Source organism: Thalassotalea sp. Y01, assembly GCF_012932945.1.
GTDB lineage: Bacteria > Pseudomonadota > Gammaproteobacteria > Enterobacterales > Alteromonadaceae > Thalassotalea_A.
Window position 1 is genome coordinate 130,696 of the sequence record NZ_JABBXG010000007.1, and the last position, 15,937, is coordinate 146,632.

Here is a 15,937-nt window from a genome sequence, read left to right on the forward strand (position 1 = left end):
TCACCTCTAACTATAACCAATCGCCACTCTAGTGCAACCATACAATGCGTACGACTTTTAACTAATTGAATTTAATACTAGGATACGTGGAAGAGAAAAGTTGTGGCATCTTTGAAATAGACTATGCTTAGCGTGTAAATTTGACCTTTGTACAAGAATATTTCGCAGTATATTCAGCCTTTGTATCCGGGTGTCCTAACAAAAAACAAAGGAGCACACGATGAACAAGCAGTCTATATTCTACCTATTTAGTTGTCTCGCTTTTTGCTTTTCCACAGCACATGCCGCGGAAGAAGAAAAAAGCATGCCGTTTTCATACGCCAGTTATTTTCAATGTTCACCTGCCAGTGAAGCCGATGTTGATGAATTGGTGACCACCACGTATGCCAAAGCATATGATGAAGCAAAAAAAGAAGGCGCGATTTTAGGCTGGGGGTGGTTACAACACCATACCGGTGGTAAATGGCGTCGGATTTTGTACCACACAGCAGCAGATATAAACGCCTTGCTGGACGCGCAAGAGGTCATTGGTGAGAAGCTCACTAAGGCCATAGGCGATGGACCCGATGCTTTATCTAAAGGTTGTACAACCCATGAAGACTATATTTGGCAATATGTCACAGGGTCTAACCCAGAAGGTCCGGCTGATCGCGGTACAGCGTCAATGTCGGTGTATTTCTACTGTGATATTACCGCAGATGAAAAAATTGATGAGATCGTCAAAACCACGTTTGCCAAAGTCTATGATGCCAATGTCGGCGAAGGTAAACTAACGTCTTGGGGTTGGAATACCCATGTTGTCGGTGGCAAGTATCGTAAATTAGCAACCATGACGGCAGCCAATTACAAAGATTTGTTAGCGGCTCGAGAAGTCATTTTAGAGCAGCTTTATTCAGACAAAGCCAATGAAAAGCCGGCGCAAGAATTCAGTAAGATGTGTAAGTCACACAGCGATTACCTATGGACGATTGTTAAAGAAAACTAAACGCGTTTGACGCCAAAAAACAAAACGGGGTCGTAATGACCCCGTTTTTTATACACGTTATTTAAACTTTTTAAGGCGTTTAGATAAACGCGAAAGCATCGGCAAACATGTGCTCGGATAGCGCGCCATGATTGATAAATTCGTTGCGTAAAAAACCGACCATATCGAATCTACCGGCCATATAAAGATCATAAGACTCTAGCGATACCACGTCTTTTAACAGCGGTTCGTGTACCTTGCCGACACGACCTTGCCAGTGTTCATCGGCACTCTCGACCACAGGGATAAATTGACCATGTGCCAATTTGTCGGTCATTGCTTGCGTTTCTGCTAATTGATAACAGGCCGCAGGCTCCCGTAAGCCCCAGTATACCAATACAGGTTGTTGATAATTACGCTCAACCAATTCACCTAGAATCGACTTAATGTAAGAAAAACCGGTGCCACCAGCTAATAGTACGATAGGGCGGTTACTGTCTCGGCGTAGTTGCGCCACACCACCGGGCATTTCTACCTCAACATACTCATTGTCTTTGATGCGTTCAATAACTTGCATCGCCCAACTGTCGGCGGCAAACGCACCAATTTGCAATTCAATAAGCGCATCGCTCGGGCTTGATGCGATTGAAAATGGACGCTTATCTTCGTCACTCATGACGAAATTTAAGTACTGGCCAGCTTCAAACGAGACAGCCTGTTCAGGTTTTAGTAATACCTGAAAAACGGTGTTTGTCAGTGGTTGTAGCGAAGCAACCTGACAACGGATTCTGTTCATATTGTTTCTTACTAATAATTAATCTTGTGACGGCGGTGTATTGAGAATGTCTAATTCATCCCATATACCATCAACATACTGCTTGATTTCATCATCCATGGTAATTGGTTCGCCCCATTCCCTGTCGGTTTCTCCCGACCACTTATTGGTGGCATCAAGGCCCATTTTTGAGCCGAGTCCGGATACCGGAGAGGCAAAGTCGAGATAATCAATGGGTGTATTTTCTACCATAACGGTATCTCGTGCTGGGTCCATGCGCGTCGTCATCGCCCAAATAACGTCTTTCCAATCTCTGGCATTGACGTCGTCATCACAGACGATGACAAATTTGGTGTACATAAACTGGCGCAAGAATGACCATACACCCATCATTACTCGCTTGGCGTGTCCTGGATATTGCTTTTTCATGGTCACCACGGCAAGGCGATATGAACAACCCTCCGGTGGCAGATAAAAGTCGACAATTTCAGGAAATTGCTTCTGGATAATAGGCACAAACACTTCGTTAAGTGCGACCCCTAAAATCGCTGGCTCATCTGGCGGGCGACCAGTATAGGTGCTGTGATAAATCGGGTCTTGGCGCATACTAACGTGCGTGACGGTCATCACTGGGAAGTCATCGACTTCATTATAATAGCCGGTATGATCACCGTATGGGCCTTCCGGTGCCATTTCTTCAGGATCTAAATAACCTTCAAGAATGATTTCAGCCGATGCTGGCACTTCTAAGTCGTTACTCAGACTTTTTACCACCTCGGTTTTACTGCCACGCAATAAACCGGCAAAAGCATATTCAGATAAGGTGTCTGGTACTGGTGTAACCGCGCCTAATATGGTCGCAGGGTCGGCACCTAAGGCAACCGATACCGGATATTTTTCGCCAGGGTGACGTTTTTTAAATTCCTGAAAGTCTAAGGCACCACCACGGTGCGATAACCAACGCATAATGATTTTGTTTTTGCCCAACAACTGTTGACGATAAATGCCAAGGTTTTGACGTTCTTTCTCGGGACCGCGAGTGACCGTTAAGCCCCATGTGATCAGGGGAGCAACGTCGCCTGGCCAGCATTTTTGAATTGGCAACTTGGTTAAGTCTACTTCATCGCCTTGATAGACAATTTCCTGACATGGCGCCTTTTTCAAACGCTTGGTCGGCATATTCAATACTTGCTTAAATATCGGCAATTTATCCAGCGCATCCTTAAACCCTTTTGGTGGTTCAGGTTCTTTTAAGGTGGCCAACAGTTTGCCTACGTCACGCAAGGCAGTGACATCTTGCTGGCCCATGGCCATCGCAACCCGATCAGGCGTACCAAATAAATTGGTCAATACTGGCATATCGAAACCAATCGGGTTTTCGAATAACAAAGCCGGTCCACCAGCACGCAGGGTACGATCACTGATCTCTGTCATCGCCAATTCGGTCGATATAGGTTGTGTGATGCGCTTTAACTGACCGACTTGTTCTAATTGGTCGATAAAGTCGCGCAAGTCCTTATATTTCATAGTATCTATCTTGCATTGATTTGCGGGCATTATAACCAGTAAAGGCTATAATACCAATCGGCAATCGTCGCAAAGCAATGTATTTTATTTTCGCCAAAAACCGTATACGGACGGCGGTAATTGTGATTGCCTTGTGCTCAAAAGCGGTTTAACGTGATTACAGTATATACCGCAATGAGTAACTCGTTTAAGGCACGGTCATGAAAAAAATCATAATATTAATCAGCATCTTGTTAATACAAAGCAATAATGCATGGGCTAACGGTAATTGCAGCGAAGCAGAATACCGACAATTTGATTTTTGGTTAGGGCAGTGGCAAGTCACTAACAAGCAAAATGATAATGTCTCTGCCAGTAAAATCAGCTCGATTCTCGATTCATGCGTCATTCTTGAAGAATATCAAACGCCAACCGGGTTTAAAGGCAAGAGCCTCAATATGTATGATAAACAGCGCAAGGTTTGGCACCAAACATGGATGGATAACAGCGGTTTATTATTGCAACTTGAGGGAGTATTGGAAGGTCAGTCAATGGTACTAAAAGGTCGTGGTAAGAGTGCTGAAGGCGCCTTACTGTGGCATAAAATTAGCTGGACCCCAAATAGTGATGGTAGCGTGCGCCAGCATTGGCAGCAAAGCCTCGATGAAGGTAAAACATGGTCGACACTATTTGATGGTATGTATAGAAAAATCAAACAGTAATGGTCATTGATTTGCCGATGATTAACGTCATTTTCACGACAAGTTGCGATGACTTTAGCAATCGTACTTGTTAGAGTAATTGGTTCTAATAACACATAAAGATGGAAAACTATGAAAACAGTCAATAAAGTCTTATTGACTTCAGTTTCCTTACTAAGCGCGGCCATTTTAAGTGGTTGTGGTGGTAACGAGACTAAAGTTGATAAAAAGCAGGCTGCCTTTGTTGAAATCAACAAAGACCCATTCCCAAGTACCTATAAACCAATGCCAAGTCAGGCCACCGTAATCACAAATGTAAATATCTACGATGGCCTTGGTGGTATGGCAGAAAACGTTTCGGTATTAATGGAAAATGGCAAGATTGTTGCCGTTGGTAAGGACGTGGACGAAGCCAGTGCCGTTAACGTCATCGATGGCACAGGTAAATGGTTAACGCCAGGTATTATTGATGTGCATAGTCATCTTGGTGTTTACGCGACTCCAGACGCCGAATCCCATGCAGATGGTAATGAAATGACCAAGCCAGTGACCGCTGCGGTTTGGGCTGAACATTCAATTTGGCCGCAAGACCCTGGTTTTCGTCGTGCCCTTGCCGGTGGTGTAACCTCAATGCAAATCTTACCGGGTTCCGCTAACTTGGTGGGTGGTCGCAGTGTCACCGTTAAAAACCTGCCTGGTCGAGTTATTCAGGATATGAAATTCCCAGACGCGCCGTACGGTTTGAAGATGGCCTGTGGTGAAAACCCAAAACGTGTATACGGTAAAAAAGGCGGGCCAATGACCCGAATGGGTAACGTTGCGGGTTACCGCCAAGCGTGGTCTGATGCTCAAGATTACAAGCGCGCTTGGGAAAAGTATGAAGAAGATTACAACGCAGGTAAAAATGCCAAGCCACCTAAACGTGACTTAAATAAAGAAACACTTATGGGTGTGCTTGATGGCGAGATCTTAGTGCACATGCATTGTTACCGTGCCGATGATATGGGCACTATGATCGATGTGATGAAAGAGTTTGATTATAAAATAACGTCATTCCAACATGCGGTTGAGTCATACAAAATTGCCGACAAGCTGGCGGAAAATAATATCTGTTCCGCAATGTGGGCAGATTGGTGGGGCTTTAAAATGGAAGCATACGATGGTATCCGAGAAAATATTCCTATGGTTCACCAAGCGAAAGCATGTGCTATCGTTCATTCGGATTCTGACCAAGGTATTCAGCGACTAAACCAAGAAGCGGCCAAAGCCTTGTCTGATGGTCGTCGTGCTGGTATCGATATTTCCAAAGCCGATGCTTGGATTTGGTTAACCTCAAATGCGGCAAAATCTCTAGGTATTTTTGAACAAACCGGTTCTTTAGAAGCGGGCAAAAATGCAGACGTGGTGTTATGGAGTGCTGAGCCATTTTCTACCTATGCGCAAGCTGAGTTAGTATTTATCGACGGTGGTTTAGCGTTTGATCGCAGTAAACCTGAAACCTGGGCGATTGCCGATTACGAGTTAGGACAAGTAGGTGAGGGAGATCGCAAATGAGAACTTTGACATTAACGGCACTTGCCGCAGTAACCGCGTTATCGTTTAGCGCAAACGCTGAAAAAATCGCTCTTGTCGGTGGTACGATTCATACCATGGGCGCAAAAGGCACCATTGAAAAAGGTACCGTGTTAATTGATGATGGTAAAATTACTCAGGTAATCGACCAAACAGTGAGCACCGATGAAAGCTACCGCGTGATTGACGCCAAAGGTAAAATCATCACCCCTGGCTTTATTGGCGCATACACATCGTTAGGTTTAGTCGAAGTACCGTCTTGGGCTAATACTGTCGATGCAACAGCAGCGAAAAGCAGCTACCAAGCCTCGTTAGACGCTACCGTTGCTATCAGCCCAGATACCACCTTACGCAATATTTCACGTATCGAAGGTATTACCAGCGCGGCAACCGCATTAAGCGGTTCAGATACCATGTTTCATGGTCGTGGTGCGATTATCACCTTAGGTGATGATGTTGACCCACTATTGAAGAAACGTGCTTTTATGGCCATCGACGTATCGAATTCTGGTGCCAATAAAATGGGGGGCACTCGAGCGGCTATGTGGTTAAGTTTACGCGATGCGTTTAACGAAGCCTTATACGCTCAAACGATTAGCTTTACACCACAAACCGAATGGCACGGCACATTATCTAAGGCCGATGTAGAAGCTATGGTTCCGGTTGTACAAGGCGATGTGCCAGTACTATTTAAAGTCCACCGTGCCGCAGATATCCGTCGCATTTTGCATATGATGCAAAACTTTAAGCGCCTAAACGTCACCTTAGTCGGTGCGGCAGAAGCGTGGCGAGTTGCCGATGAATTGGCCGCTGCTGGCGTTGAAGTGATTCTAAACCCAGAATCGAATTTACCTTATGCGTTTGAACAAAACGGCGCAACTATGGAAAACGCTGCTCGCTTGCACAAAGCGGGTGTGAAAGTCGCTGTTGGTATGAATACCCATAATATTCGCCTTGCCCCACAGCATGCTGGTAATGCGGTTGCTAATGGTTTGCCATATCAAGCCGGTCTTGCATCACTGACCACCGTACCTGCTGAGATTTATGGTATGGCTGACAGGCTAGGCCAAATTAAGGCTGGTATGCAAGCGGATGTCGTGGTTTGGTCAGGTGACCCACTAGAAGTGATGGAAGCACCGACCAATGTCATCATTAATGGTGAAGAAATCGAGCTTGAGTCTCGTCAAACCAAGTTGCGTGATCGTTACCTTAACCTTGATAAAGAAAAACCTCAGCAATATACACGACCGTAGTTTATTGTTGTAAGCTTGTAAAAAAGCGCTAGTTATCAACTTGATAGCTAGCGCTTTTTGTTTTTAACGATTGACTTGCGTTAATTATCCTACATACACTGGCAATTGCTGAGTATGCCTTACAAGTCGGCGCCAGGGTAACCTAATTGGCGCCATGCTTCGTACACAAGTACAGCAACCGAGTTAGATAGATTCATGCTGCGCGAGTCTTGCACCATAGGGATACGCACTTTGTGTTGTTGTGGTATTTGCGCATGAACGTCGTCAGGTAACCCGCGAGTTTCTGAGCCAAAGAGTATGTAGTCACCTTCACCAAATGTGATGTCGGTGTGTGGTTGGCTACCGCGAGTGGTTGAGGCAATAATGCGCTTAGGTTGTTCGCTGTTAATGAAATCATCGAAGCTTTTGTGACGTTTTAAATTAGCGAACTCGTGATAATCGAGTCCCGCTCGGCGCAGACGTTTGTCGTCAATATCAAACCCTAATGGTTCGATAAGGTGCAAACGAAAACCACTGTTGGCACATAAGCGAATGATATTACCGGTGTTAGGTGGGATTTCCGGTTCAAATAAAACAATGTCTAACATAGTGAAATACAGCGAAAAATAAAAGCGATTATACTATGGATGATGACTATATAGTAGATGCAAGGTCGGTATGAGTGTAAACAACAAAGGCAGTTATGAAAGTTTAGTGCGCTTTGCTAGCGGCTCGGCGGTCTTTGTAGCCGTGGTATTGGTACTCAGTAAGGTGTGGGCTTGGTGGTTATCGGGTTCTGCATCAATGTTGGCTTCAAGTACCGATTCCTTGCTCGACGTCTTTGCCTCATTAACCAGCTTTATTATTTTGCGTTATTCGCTGGCACCAGCAGATGATGAACATCGCTTTGGTCATGGCAAGGCGGAAAACTTAGCAGCGTTGATGCAAGCTTCGTTTGTCTTAGGCTCGGCGATTTTGCTTATATTGCACGGTGTCGAGCGCACTGTGTCACCGCAACCTGTTAGCCACAACTTTGCCGCGATCATGGTAAGCATTGTCGCCATTTTACTGACTTTAGGCTTGGTTGTTATTCAACGACACGTAATAAACAAAACGCGCTCAATCGCCATTTCCGCAGACACGTTGCATTATCAAAGTGATTTATTACTAAACCTCGGGGTGATTATCGCCTTGCTGTTAAGCCAATACGGCTTTATTTATGCCGATGGTGCATTTGCGGTTTTGGTTGGTGTTTTTTTAGGGGTTGGAGCGATCAAAATTAGCATCCGCGCTGTGCATGACTTAATGGATCATGAATTAAGTGAGCAGCAGGTCGAGCGCATCACCGATCTCATTCGTGCCAACGAACAGGCGCTAGGTTTTCACGAACTGCGCACTCGCCAATCTGGAAAAATTGCGTTTATTCAATTCCACCTTGAGCTCAAAGACGACCTTACATTATACCAAGCACACAGTATCGCAGATAACATTGAGCAAGCCATTGTTAAAGAGTTTCCTAATGCGCAAGTGCTAATACATCAAGATCCGCAATCAGTGGTGAAGCAGGAGTTGTCAGGTGAACAACAACGCTAGTCAAAAGGTTAAGGTGAAGGGTAAAGAGAAGGTTAGTGTTTGTTGAACCAATCTAACGTCGTAGTCAGCGATTGATTGCGCATCGCATCAGACTCAAACAATAATTCATGTTTTGCCCCTTTAATTACGACCGCCTTGCCATTGATGCAGGAGTCGGCATGGTGCTGATGCAATTGTTGGCAAAACTCATCTTGTTTTTCATTACTTACCACAGTGTCTAACTCCGCCTGCATGACCATGATTGGCGTGCTAAGTTGTTTAATATTGGCAAAAATGGCTTTATCACTGGCAATTGCAGCATCGAGCCACGCCAAAGTAACGCCGCCTAATTGGATCTTTTTAGTCTGTTTATAAAGGGTTTGGAAAATATCAAAACGCACTTTTGAGTGCATCAAATCATTGTTGGTAAACTGCTTTTCTTTGAAACCACCATGACCTATAAAATAACTGGATTGGTCGGTAAACAGAGTATTAAAAAAGTGCGAGCTTTGAATAAGCGGCGCGGCTAACCATGCCGGAGCAGGATCGGCATTAATGGCAATCATCGGTGATGATAAACTGGCCGCTACAAATGTTTTCGGGTGTTGTTGCATGTACAGAATACCGATGTTACCGCCCATAGAGTGGGCCAATAAATATAATTGGTTACCAAGCTGTTGTTTTACAACTTGCTCAATGAAAATATGAAAATCATCGACATAATTCTGGAAATCAGCAACATAACCCTTCTCTTTATCTTCCAGCTCACGTGATGATAACCCTTGGCCACGATGATCTATCATAGCAACGTTATAACCTTGATTGATCAGGTCATACGTCAGTTCTTTGTATTTTAGGTAGCTTTCTGAGCGACCAGGTGAAACAACGATTGTCGCAGCATCGTCATGGGTATTGAATAAAGCATAATGAATATCTAAGTCATCGCCTGATTTAAAGTGGGCAAACACACCTTTTTGCCAAAGCTGATCAATGCTGGGTTGAGCGGCGATCAAGTTTGCTTCTTGGCTAAATGAGTAGGTCGTTGCTAATGTCGGAGCTGTTATCATTATGGTGTTAATAAAAATTATTAGGGTCAGAAAACGAGTCATGATGTGCAACACAACTTTTTGGTAAATTGCTAATAAATAACGGTATCTAGTTATTTAGTGTAGCATCATAAGGTAATTTTATCGTTACTTGCAAACCTGGATTGGTTTTATTTTTACTGGCAATTTGCGCGTAAATATCACCACCATGTGCGGCAATAGCTCGACTGGCTATGGCAAGACCGAGACCTGTACCGCCACTGATTCGATCCCGTGCTTCACTGGTGCGATAAAATGGTTTGAATATTTGGTGCAACTGACTTGCTTCAACACCTTGTCCTTGATCGGTAATAACGATATGAATAAAGCCATCATAAACTTGGCACGATAACTGGATTTGCGTTTGTTCTGGGCTGTAACGAATCGCATTACTAAGCAAGTTTTCGATAGCAGAAGATAGCATTGCCGCATCGCCTTCGATGATCAGGTTCTGTGCAATATCGCTGTGCAATTGCAGTTGTTTTTCGGCTAGTACCAGCTCATAGTCGTTGACTAACTTGCCGCATATATTACCGATATTTACAGGCTCTGAGTTCATATGGACAAGCTGATTTTCAAGTCGAGATAATTGCAATGCTTGGCTTATCATGTCATCAAGACGTGCCACTTCGGTTTCGCAGCGTTGCAAGTAACGCTGCATTTCGTCAGAACGGTCATTGACTCGATTTGCCAGTGATAAAGCCAGTTGTAAGCGGGTTAATGGTGACCGTAATTCGTGGGAAATATCGCCTAACAGGCGCTGTTGTGAACTGACTGATTCTTGGATGCGCTCAGCCATGATATTAAACGCCTGACCAAGTTGACCAAATTCATCAATGCGTTGATCAAACTGCGGAATACGCGTATTTAACTCACCCCCACCAAATTTTTCACTGGCTTGCTTTAACACATTCATTGGCCGCATAAATAGTCGAGCCAGTAGCCAAGAAAGCAGACCGGTAACCAATAATGTGGTGACAATGCGCAGCCAAAATGGGATAGCATGAATGCGGCCTAAAAAATCCTTACCATGCAGAGGGCGTGATACAAACAGTTGATATGAATGATCGTTAAACTGCAAATCGATTGGTCCGAGTAGTTGGCTGTTGCCAAAAACACGTGCCACAGGATGGTCAAATTGTGAGTTTAATATATAGTCTTTGATTTCCGCTGTTTGCTTGCGAGCATTGCTGGCGATACGGTGCGAATCAGCGGATTTTAACCAAATTTCTTTCGGTACTCGTTTGTCACGGTTGTCTATTAAACGCCAAATTTTCTCGCCGTGACGTTCTCCGGTTTGAATAAGTCGATTATTCACTTTTTTCAAGGTGTGCATCGCACTTCTTGGGATCGGTCTGATCTCTTCCATTTCGGTAAATTTTACCGACACCCACCGTGTGGCAAGAATGGCACAGATGGCTATGATCCAAAAGCCAAAGAACATTTTGACACTGAACATTGAAAAAATACTGAGTAGGCGTTTCATTGGTCACCGCTTATAAATACATAGCCAACACCGCGTATGGTTTTAATTTTTTCATCGTCAGCAAATTGCTGTAGTTTGCGGCGAATATTGGATAAATGCATATCGATGCTGCGATCGAATGCCGCCAGAGGGCGGCCTAAAATTTGTTCACTTATTTGCTCTTTGGAAATAATGCTGTCAGGAGAAGACATTAGCAGATGCAATATTTCATATTCGGTACCGGTCAGCACAACCTGTTGTTGTTGGCATAACACTTCGCGGCTGGCACCTTTGATCTGCACTTGATTTAATTCGATATTAAGCTGTTTATTTTTATTGTTAATAATGTCGACACGGCGCAAAATGGCTCGAATACGCGCCAGTAATTCATTTGGATTATATGGTTTAGCTAGATAGTCATCAGCGCCTAATTCAAGACCTAATACACGATCGGTATCATCGCCTTTGGCGGTTAGCATTAAAATGGGCGTTTGATGACGACCACCCAGAGCGCGCAGCACGTCAAGACCGTTTACTTTGGGCATCATAATATCGAGCAGTATTATATCAAACTGTTGTTGTTGAATTTGTTGTAAGCCTTGCTCACCATCAAATGCGCAGCTAATGGCAAACCCTTCGGATTGTAATAGTTCAGATAATAGTTCGACTAATTCACGATCATCGTCAATAAGCAACAAATGTTTGGGTGTCATATGCTATGCCTCGAGGTTGTCTGTATGCCTATTTTAACCGCAATATTGCCTTGTTCTTTAATATTTACCAAATCTTTACATGGCCTTTGCACAAGCTTGCAGTTGGATTGACTATGATTAGCTTACCCCAACTAATAACGTTTATAGGAGTCATTTATGACACTCGTTAACAAGAAAACTGTAATAGTATCAATACTATGTATGTTTGTTTCAGTAACCGCAATCGCTAAATCACATAATGGTCAACATCGCAGTCTGGAACTCGGCCGCTTTGTCGAAAAACTCGATTTGAGTGAGCAACAACGTACCGATATTAAAGCAATACAAGCCGATGCGAAGCAGCGATATAAAGCATTGAAAGATGAACAAGATGAGTCGGCGTCGGGTGAGCAATTGGCCGAATTAATGAAACAAGAAACATTTGATCAAGGCAAATTTGAACAACTATACGATGAAAAATCGGCCAAAAAGAAGCAGATGGCGCTGATTCGCGCGCAATCTATGCATAAAATGTATCAGCTACTTAATGAGCAGCAGCGTGCAGAACTTGAACAGATGATGCAAAAGCACAAAGAGAAACACAAAATGCGCAAGCAAAAGCATAAACAAAAACGCGACAGCGCAGAACAAGCAGAACAATAGAAAATAATTTGTAATAAATTCGCTCGTGTTATGACTATTAATGCAACCCTAGTTTAGGGTTGCATTTTTTTGTTATAAAAGGATGCACAACAGTGGTGACTTAGTACTGGTACAAACTGTCGTTAGTTGTTATAAAACAATAGTTAATTGTGTGTATTTAATTGATTCAGGGGCACTTTTTGTTCTTTAAGCTATGGCGTTCCAACAACAAATTGGAGCAAGAGTTACAGCAACACTTACCAATGCTGGAGCGTATTGTCGCTTCCTATGAAGCAAATCCAGCTATCGCCGAAGAGGTTATGCAGGAAGTGGTTTTAGCCATATTTAACGCGTTTGATAAATTTCAAGGGCAGTCCAGTAGCAAAACCTATTTTGCTCGTATTGCTCATAACCGCTGCATTAGTCACGTTGATAAAGCGGTTAAGCAAGTCGCGACGCAAACGATAGATGATGGCTACTCTGAGCAACAACATAGCGCCGACAAGCACACCTTGATTGAGCATGATATGCGTAAACAACAGCTTGATAAATTAATTCATGATTTACCACTGCTACAGCGTCAGGTTTTTACTCTGTTTCTTGAAGGCTTTAGCTATCAACAAATCGCGGATATATGTGGTACGGGTAGCAGTAATGTTGGGGTTATTTTGAGTCGTCTAAAAAAACAGTTTTCGGTTAAGTTTCAACAGGAGCAATAATGAAAGACCAGGATTTACAAAGATTGTGGCAAAGTGACCAACAGCCACATACTAACGCTGGTGAGTTGCTGAAGCAGGCTAAACGCGCCCAGTTGCGTATGCTGGTGTTAATGAGTATCGATTTTTTGGTTTGGTTGGCGATGGTGATCTGGGCGAGCTTGATGATCCGCGATAATCAGCAACCGGAAAGTTTTGCCGTTGGGGTGTTCACCATTATCGCCGTCAGTGTCGCCACCGGCTATTTGTTGTGGTTGCGAACCTCGACTTGGGGCAGTGACGCTCTTGATGTAAAGAGCATTCTCAAATTAGCGATAATGCGTTGCGATGGTGCGATACAAATAGTGGCGGTAACCTATATGTTTACTGCGCTTGTTGTTATCGGCTTTGTCGTACTGCACCAATTTTATCCCATTCCAGAGACGAGAATAAACAAAATAGTCAGTTGGTTGGCAATTTATAGCACGGTGGTCGTGGCAGCAGGGCAGTGGTATCGGGCAAAACAGCAACAGAAAAAAAAGGTCTATTTGCTGCGCCTGCAGCAAATGCAGGAATCTGAATAATAAGCCTAGGCCGGTTCTGTCAATTGCTGACGCAATATATCAACGATATCGGCTTTGCTTTGCTCGCAATCTATTTGCGAAAGCGTTTGTAAAATGAGTTGTTTATGACAACCTGCAAAGGCTTTGCTGGTGACATCAGCAATAACCTGCGCTTGAATCTGTGCGCGACTCGCTACCGTCATATAGACATGGGCTCGATTATCTTCATCACGCAATACCAACCCTTTGGTATGCATTATTTGCAGCAATTTAAGTACAGAGGTGTAACCCATAGGGTGATAGGCGCTAAGATTCTCGTGCACCTGTCGTACCGTTGCCGGACCAAGTTGCCAAAGAATGTTGAGAAGTTCCAACTCGGTATCTGTCGGTAGCTTCATTTTTGCCAGTACGTTATTTGTCATTATTGTTGTTTTTATTGTTGTTTTTATTGTTGTTTTTATTGTTGTTTTTATTGTTGTTTTTATTGTTATAAATAACGGCTGTTTAGCGGTTATTTAGTTATTTAATTAGCTATTTAAGTCGCGTGAATTTTAACCAATATTCGATGTAAGCTGGCGCCTAAACTACGAACCTCACTATGGCGCATCACATCTTTTAATTTACCTTGGGCAAACGCCTCGAACGATTTCGCCACGGTAATTTGCTCAGCCGTTACTGTAACGCCTAAATTTGAAAGCAACATGCGTAAAGCAACCAAGCCTCGAATACCACCTTGCGGGCCGGGAGATGCCGACATTAGGGTGGCAAATTTACCTTGATAGGTTGCCAAAGGGACTTCATCGGCACTGGTAGCTCGTGATGCCCAGGTTAAGGCGTTAAGTAACAAAGGGCTACACGCACTGTTGTATTCTGGTGATGCGATGAGCATGCCATGATGGTCTTCAATGAGCTGCTTAAACTGCAAAGCCTTTTCTGGCATACCGTATCGCGATTGTAAGTCTTCGCTAAAGATAGGCATGTCATAGTCAGCCAAATTGATAACCGTTACTTCACTTCCTTCACTCAGTGCTCCGCAGGCCGCAATAGACACCAGTTGTTGGTTGAAGCTGCCACCTCGAGCGCTACCAGAAAATGCCAGTATTTTACTCATAAACGTTTGTATTTAATTAAAAATATAAAAACTACAATAGAACAACATTTCTCCTATTGCCAGCCCGTTTAGCGCATTTTTAGCGACTAATAAAAACTCGTAGTATGCATCTAAAAGCGCCTGTTTATCGCTTAAAGCCAGCTAATTTCAAGGCTCTGGCGATGTTTTCACTGGTGTTGACTAGGTTCTGTTCGGCGTCGATTAGTGCGTCTGTTAACGATTGCGGCTTGGCGAGGATACTAAATACCGCATCAATGCCATGTGCATATACTTTTTCGTAGTCATCACCGATTGAACCACATACTGCTATGGTGGGCACATGATATTGACGACTTACTCGGCTCACACCGACAGGCGTTTTTCCATGCACACTTTGACCATCTATTCGCCCTTCACCGGTAATCACAAGATCGCTCGTTGCGATCCTATCGGCGAGTTGTAATTGCTCAATTAGCATGTCAATACCAGGTTGCATTTGCGCATTCACTGTCGCCATTAATGCCGCTGCTGTACCGCCGGCGGCGCCGCTACCTGGGCGGTCAATAATCTGACAATGAAATGTTTGCTGTAATAGCTCGGCAAAGTGTTTTAGTGCACCGTCGAGTTGCTTAATCACCTCAGCTGTTGCACCTTTTTGTGGGCCAAAAATATGTGAAGCGCCCTGTGGACCGCACAATGGGTTATCGACATCACAGGCTAAGGTGATATTTGTCTGTGCCAAAAGGGGGTTAACATGACTGTCATCGATAGCCATTACTTCAGACAAATGTATACCGCCAGGAGCAACATCGTCATGCTTAGCGTCAAGTAATTTAAAACCAAGCGCACGCAACATCCCGGCTCCGGCATCATTGGTGGCACTGCCGCCCAAACAGACAATGATATGTTCAACACCTTGTTGCAGAGCATCATTAATTAATTCACCGGTGCCAAAACTGCAACTGTAACGAGCGTCACGTTGTTGTGGTGCGAGCAAGTGTAATCCAGACGCCGCAGCCATTTCGATAATAGCGGTTTTGCCTGCATCGATTAGGCCATAAAAAGCCTCAACCGTTTCACCTGCCGGGCCTTGGACCTGCACAAATCGTTTGTTGCCAGCGGTTGCTGCGAGCATGGCATCAACACTTCCTTCACCGCCATCCGCCATAGGAACTAACTCAAACTCAGCGTCGCAAAATACCCGTTGCATGCCTTGTTTAATTGCGCAGCATACTTGATAGGCTGTTAAGCTTTCTTTAAATGAGTCTGGTGCGATGATCACTTTCACGTTAATTCCCGATTTAAATCAATAAGATTTACCAGTTAAAGAGTATCTGTGAAAATGAAAAGGGGCAACAATAGTCGCCCCTTTTGTAGTTGAAA

17 protein-coding genes are annotated in these 15,937 nt (G+C 44.0%); 8 read left to right on the forward strand and 9 right to left on the reverse strand.

What is annotated here, in order from left to right; genetic code table 11:
- Window positions 1-220 precede the first annotated feature (220 nt).
- Entirely contained in the window at window positions 221-985 is a 765-nt protein-coding gene (locus HII16_RS11575; protein ID WP_169130309.1) for a hypothetical protein, read from the forward strand.
- A gap of 79 nt (window positions 986-1,064) precedes the next feature.
- On the opposite strand, the gene fre is transcribed toward HII16_RS11575, so the two are convergent.
- Complete coding sequence (gene fre / locus HII16_RS11580) at window positions 1,065-1,760, reverse strand: NAD(P)H-flavin reductase (protein WP_169130311.1); 696 nt, start codon at window positions 1,758-1,760, stop codon at window positions 1,065-1,067.
- Window positions 1,761-1,778: 18 nt separating this feature from the next.
- On the reverse strand, window positions 1,779-3,266 hold the full coding sequence (gene ubiD / locus HII16_RS11585) for a 4-hydroxy-3-polyprenylbenzoate decarboxylase (RefSeq protein ID WP_169130313.1): 1,488 nt from the start codon (window positions 3,264-3,266) through the stop codon (window positions 1,779-1,781).
- 200 nt (window positions 3,267-3,466) lie between these two features.
- Between ubiD and HII16_RS11590 the strand changes: the two genes are divergently transcribed.
- From HII16_RS11590 to HII16_RS11600, 3 genes are all read left to right on the forward strand, one after another.
- The gene (locus tag HII16_RS11590; protein ID WP_169130315.1) at window positions 3,467-3,967 is read left to right on the forward strand and encodes a hypothetical protein; all 501 of its coding nucleotides are present in this window, start codon (window positions 3,467-3,469) and stop codon (window positions 3,965-3,967) included.
- A 111-nt stretch (window positions 3,968-4,078) separates the two neighbouring features.
- Window positions 4,079-5,500, forward strand: a complete 1,422-nt coding sequence (locus HII16_RS11595; protein ID WP_169130316.1) for an amidohydrolase — start codon at window positions 4,079-4,081, stop codon at window positions 5,498-5,500.
- A complete protein-coding gene (locus tag HII16_RS11600) occupies window positions 5,497-6,771 on the forward strand; it encodes an amidohydrolase family protein (RefSeq protein WP_169130318.1) in 1,275 nt (424 codons plus the stop codon). The genes HII16_RS11595 and HII16_RS11600 overlap by 4 nt, the downstream gene beginning before the upstream one ends.
- 119 nt (window positions 6,772-6,890) lie before the next feature.
- On the opposite strand, the gene trmL is transcribed toward HII16_RS11600, so the two are convergent.
- A complete protein-coding gene (gene trmL, locus HII16_RS11605) occupies window positions 6,891-7,358 on the reverse strand; it encodes a tRNA (uridine(34)/cytosine(34)/5-carboxymethylaminomethyluridine(34)-2'-O)-methyltransferase TrmL (RefSeq protein ID WP_135438877.1) in 468 nt (155 codons plus the stop codon).
- 70 nt (window positions 7,359-7,428) lie between these two features.
- On the opposite strand from trmL, the gene HII16_RS11610 reads away from it, so the two are divergent.
- Window positions 7,429-8,343: a cation diffusion facilitator family transporter gene (locus HII16_RS11610; protein ID WP_169130320.1), complete on the forward strand. Its 915-nt coding sequence runs from the start codon at window positions 7,429-7,431 to the stop codon at window positions 8,341-8,343.
- 32 nt (window positions 8,344-8,375) lie between these two features.
- On the opposite strand, the gene HII16_RS11615 is transcribed toward HII16_RS11610, so the two are convergent.
- The 3 genes from HII16_RS11615 to HII16_RS11625 all read right to left on the reverse strand — a co-directional run bounded on the left by HII16_RS11615 (window position 8,376) and on the right by HII16_RS11625 (window position 11,585).
- Window positions 8,376-9,389 (reverse strand): alpha/beta fold hydrolase, encoded by a 1,014-nt coding sequence (locus HII16_RS11615; RefSeq protein ID WP_169130321.1) that lies wholly within the window; start codon window positions 9,387-9,389, stop codon window positions 8,376-8,378.
- Between the two features lie 88 nt (window positions 9,390-9,477).
- Entirely contained in the window at window positions 9,478-10,893 is a 1,416-nt protein-coding gene (locus HII16_RS11620; RefSeq protein ID WP_169130323.1) for an ATP-binding protein, read from the reverse strand.
- Window positions 10,890-11,585 (reverse strand): response regulator transcription factor, encoded by a 696-nt coding sequence (locus HII16_RS11625; protein WP_169130325.1) that lies wholly within the window; start codon window positions 11,583-11,585, stop codon window positions 10,890-10,892. Before HII16_RS11625 ends, HII16_RS11620 begins: the two co-directional genes overlap by 4 nt.
- Before the next feature lie 156 nt (window positions 11,586-11,741).
- Here HII16_RS11625 and HII16_RS11630 point away from each other — a divergent pair, with 156 nt between their 5' ends.
- From HII16_RS11630 to HII16_RS11640, 3 genes are all read left to right on the forward strand, one after another.
- On the forward strand, window positions 11,742-12,227 hold the full coding sequence (locus tag HII16_RS11630) for a Spy/CpxP family protein refolding chaperone (RefSeq protein WP_169130326.1): 486 nt from the start codon (window positions 11,742-11,744) through the stop codon (window positions 12,225-12,227).
- A gap of 179 nt (window positions 12,228-12,406) precedes the next feature.
- Window positions 12,407-12,925 (forward strand): RNA polymerase sigma factor, encoded by a 519-nt coding sequence (locus tag HII16_RS11635; RefSeq protein ID WP_169130328.1) that lies wholly within the window; start codon window positions 12,407-12,409, stop codon window positions 12,923-12,925.
- Window positions 12,925-13,485: a hypothetical protein gene (locus HII16_RS11640; RefSeq protein ID WP_169130330.1), complete on the forward strand. Its 561-nt coding sequence runs from the start codon at window positions 12,925-12,927 to the stop codon at window positions 13,483-13,485. The genes HII16_RS11635 and HII16_RS11640 overlap by 1 nt, the downstream gene beginning before the upstream one ends.
- A gap of 5 nt (window positions 13,486-13,490) precedes the next feature.
- Here the strand turns inward: HII16_RS11640 and HII16_RS11645 are convergent, their stop codons facing one another.
- The 3 genes from HII16_RS11645 to HII16_RS11655 form a co-directional block, all read right to left on the reverse strand.
- Window positions 13,491-13,886 (reverse strand): BlaI/MecI/CopY family transcriptional regulator, encoded by a 396-nt coding sequence (locus tag HII16_RS11645; protein WP_211183504.1) that lies wholly within the window; start codon window positions 13,884-13,886, stop codon window positions 13,491-13,493.
- A 113-nt stretch (window positions 13,887-13,999) separates the two neighbouring features.
- Window positions 14,000-14,575: an NAD(P)H-dependent oxidoreductase gene (locus HII16_RS11650; RefSeq protein ID WP_169130332.1), complete on the reverse strand. Its 576-nt coding sequence runs from the start codon at window positions 14,573-14,575 to the stop codon at window positions 14,000-14,002.
- A 124-nt stretch (window positions 14,576-14,699) separates the two neighbouring features.
- Entirely contained in the window at window positions 14,700-15,842 is a 1,143-nt protein-coding gene (locus HII16_RS11655) for a glycerate kinase (RefSeq protein WP_169130334.1), read from the reverse strand.
- Window positions 15,843-15,937 lie beyond the last annotated feature (95 nt).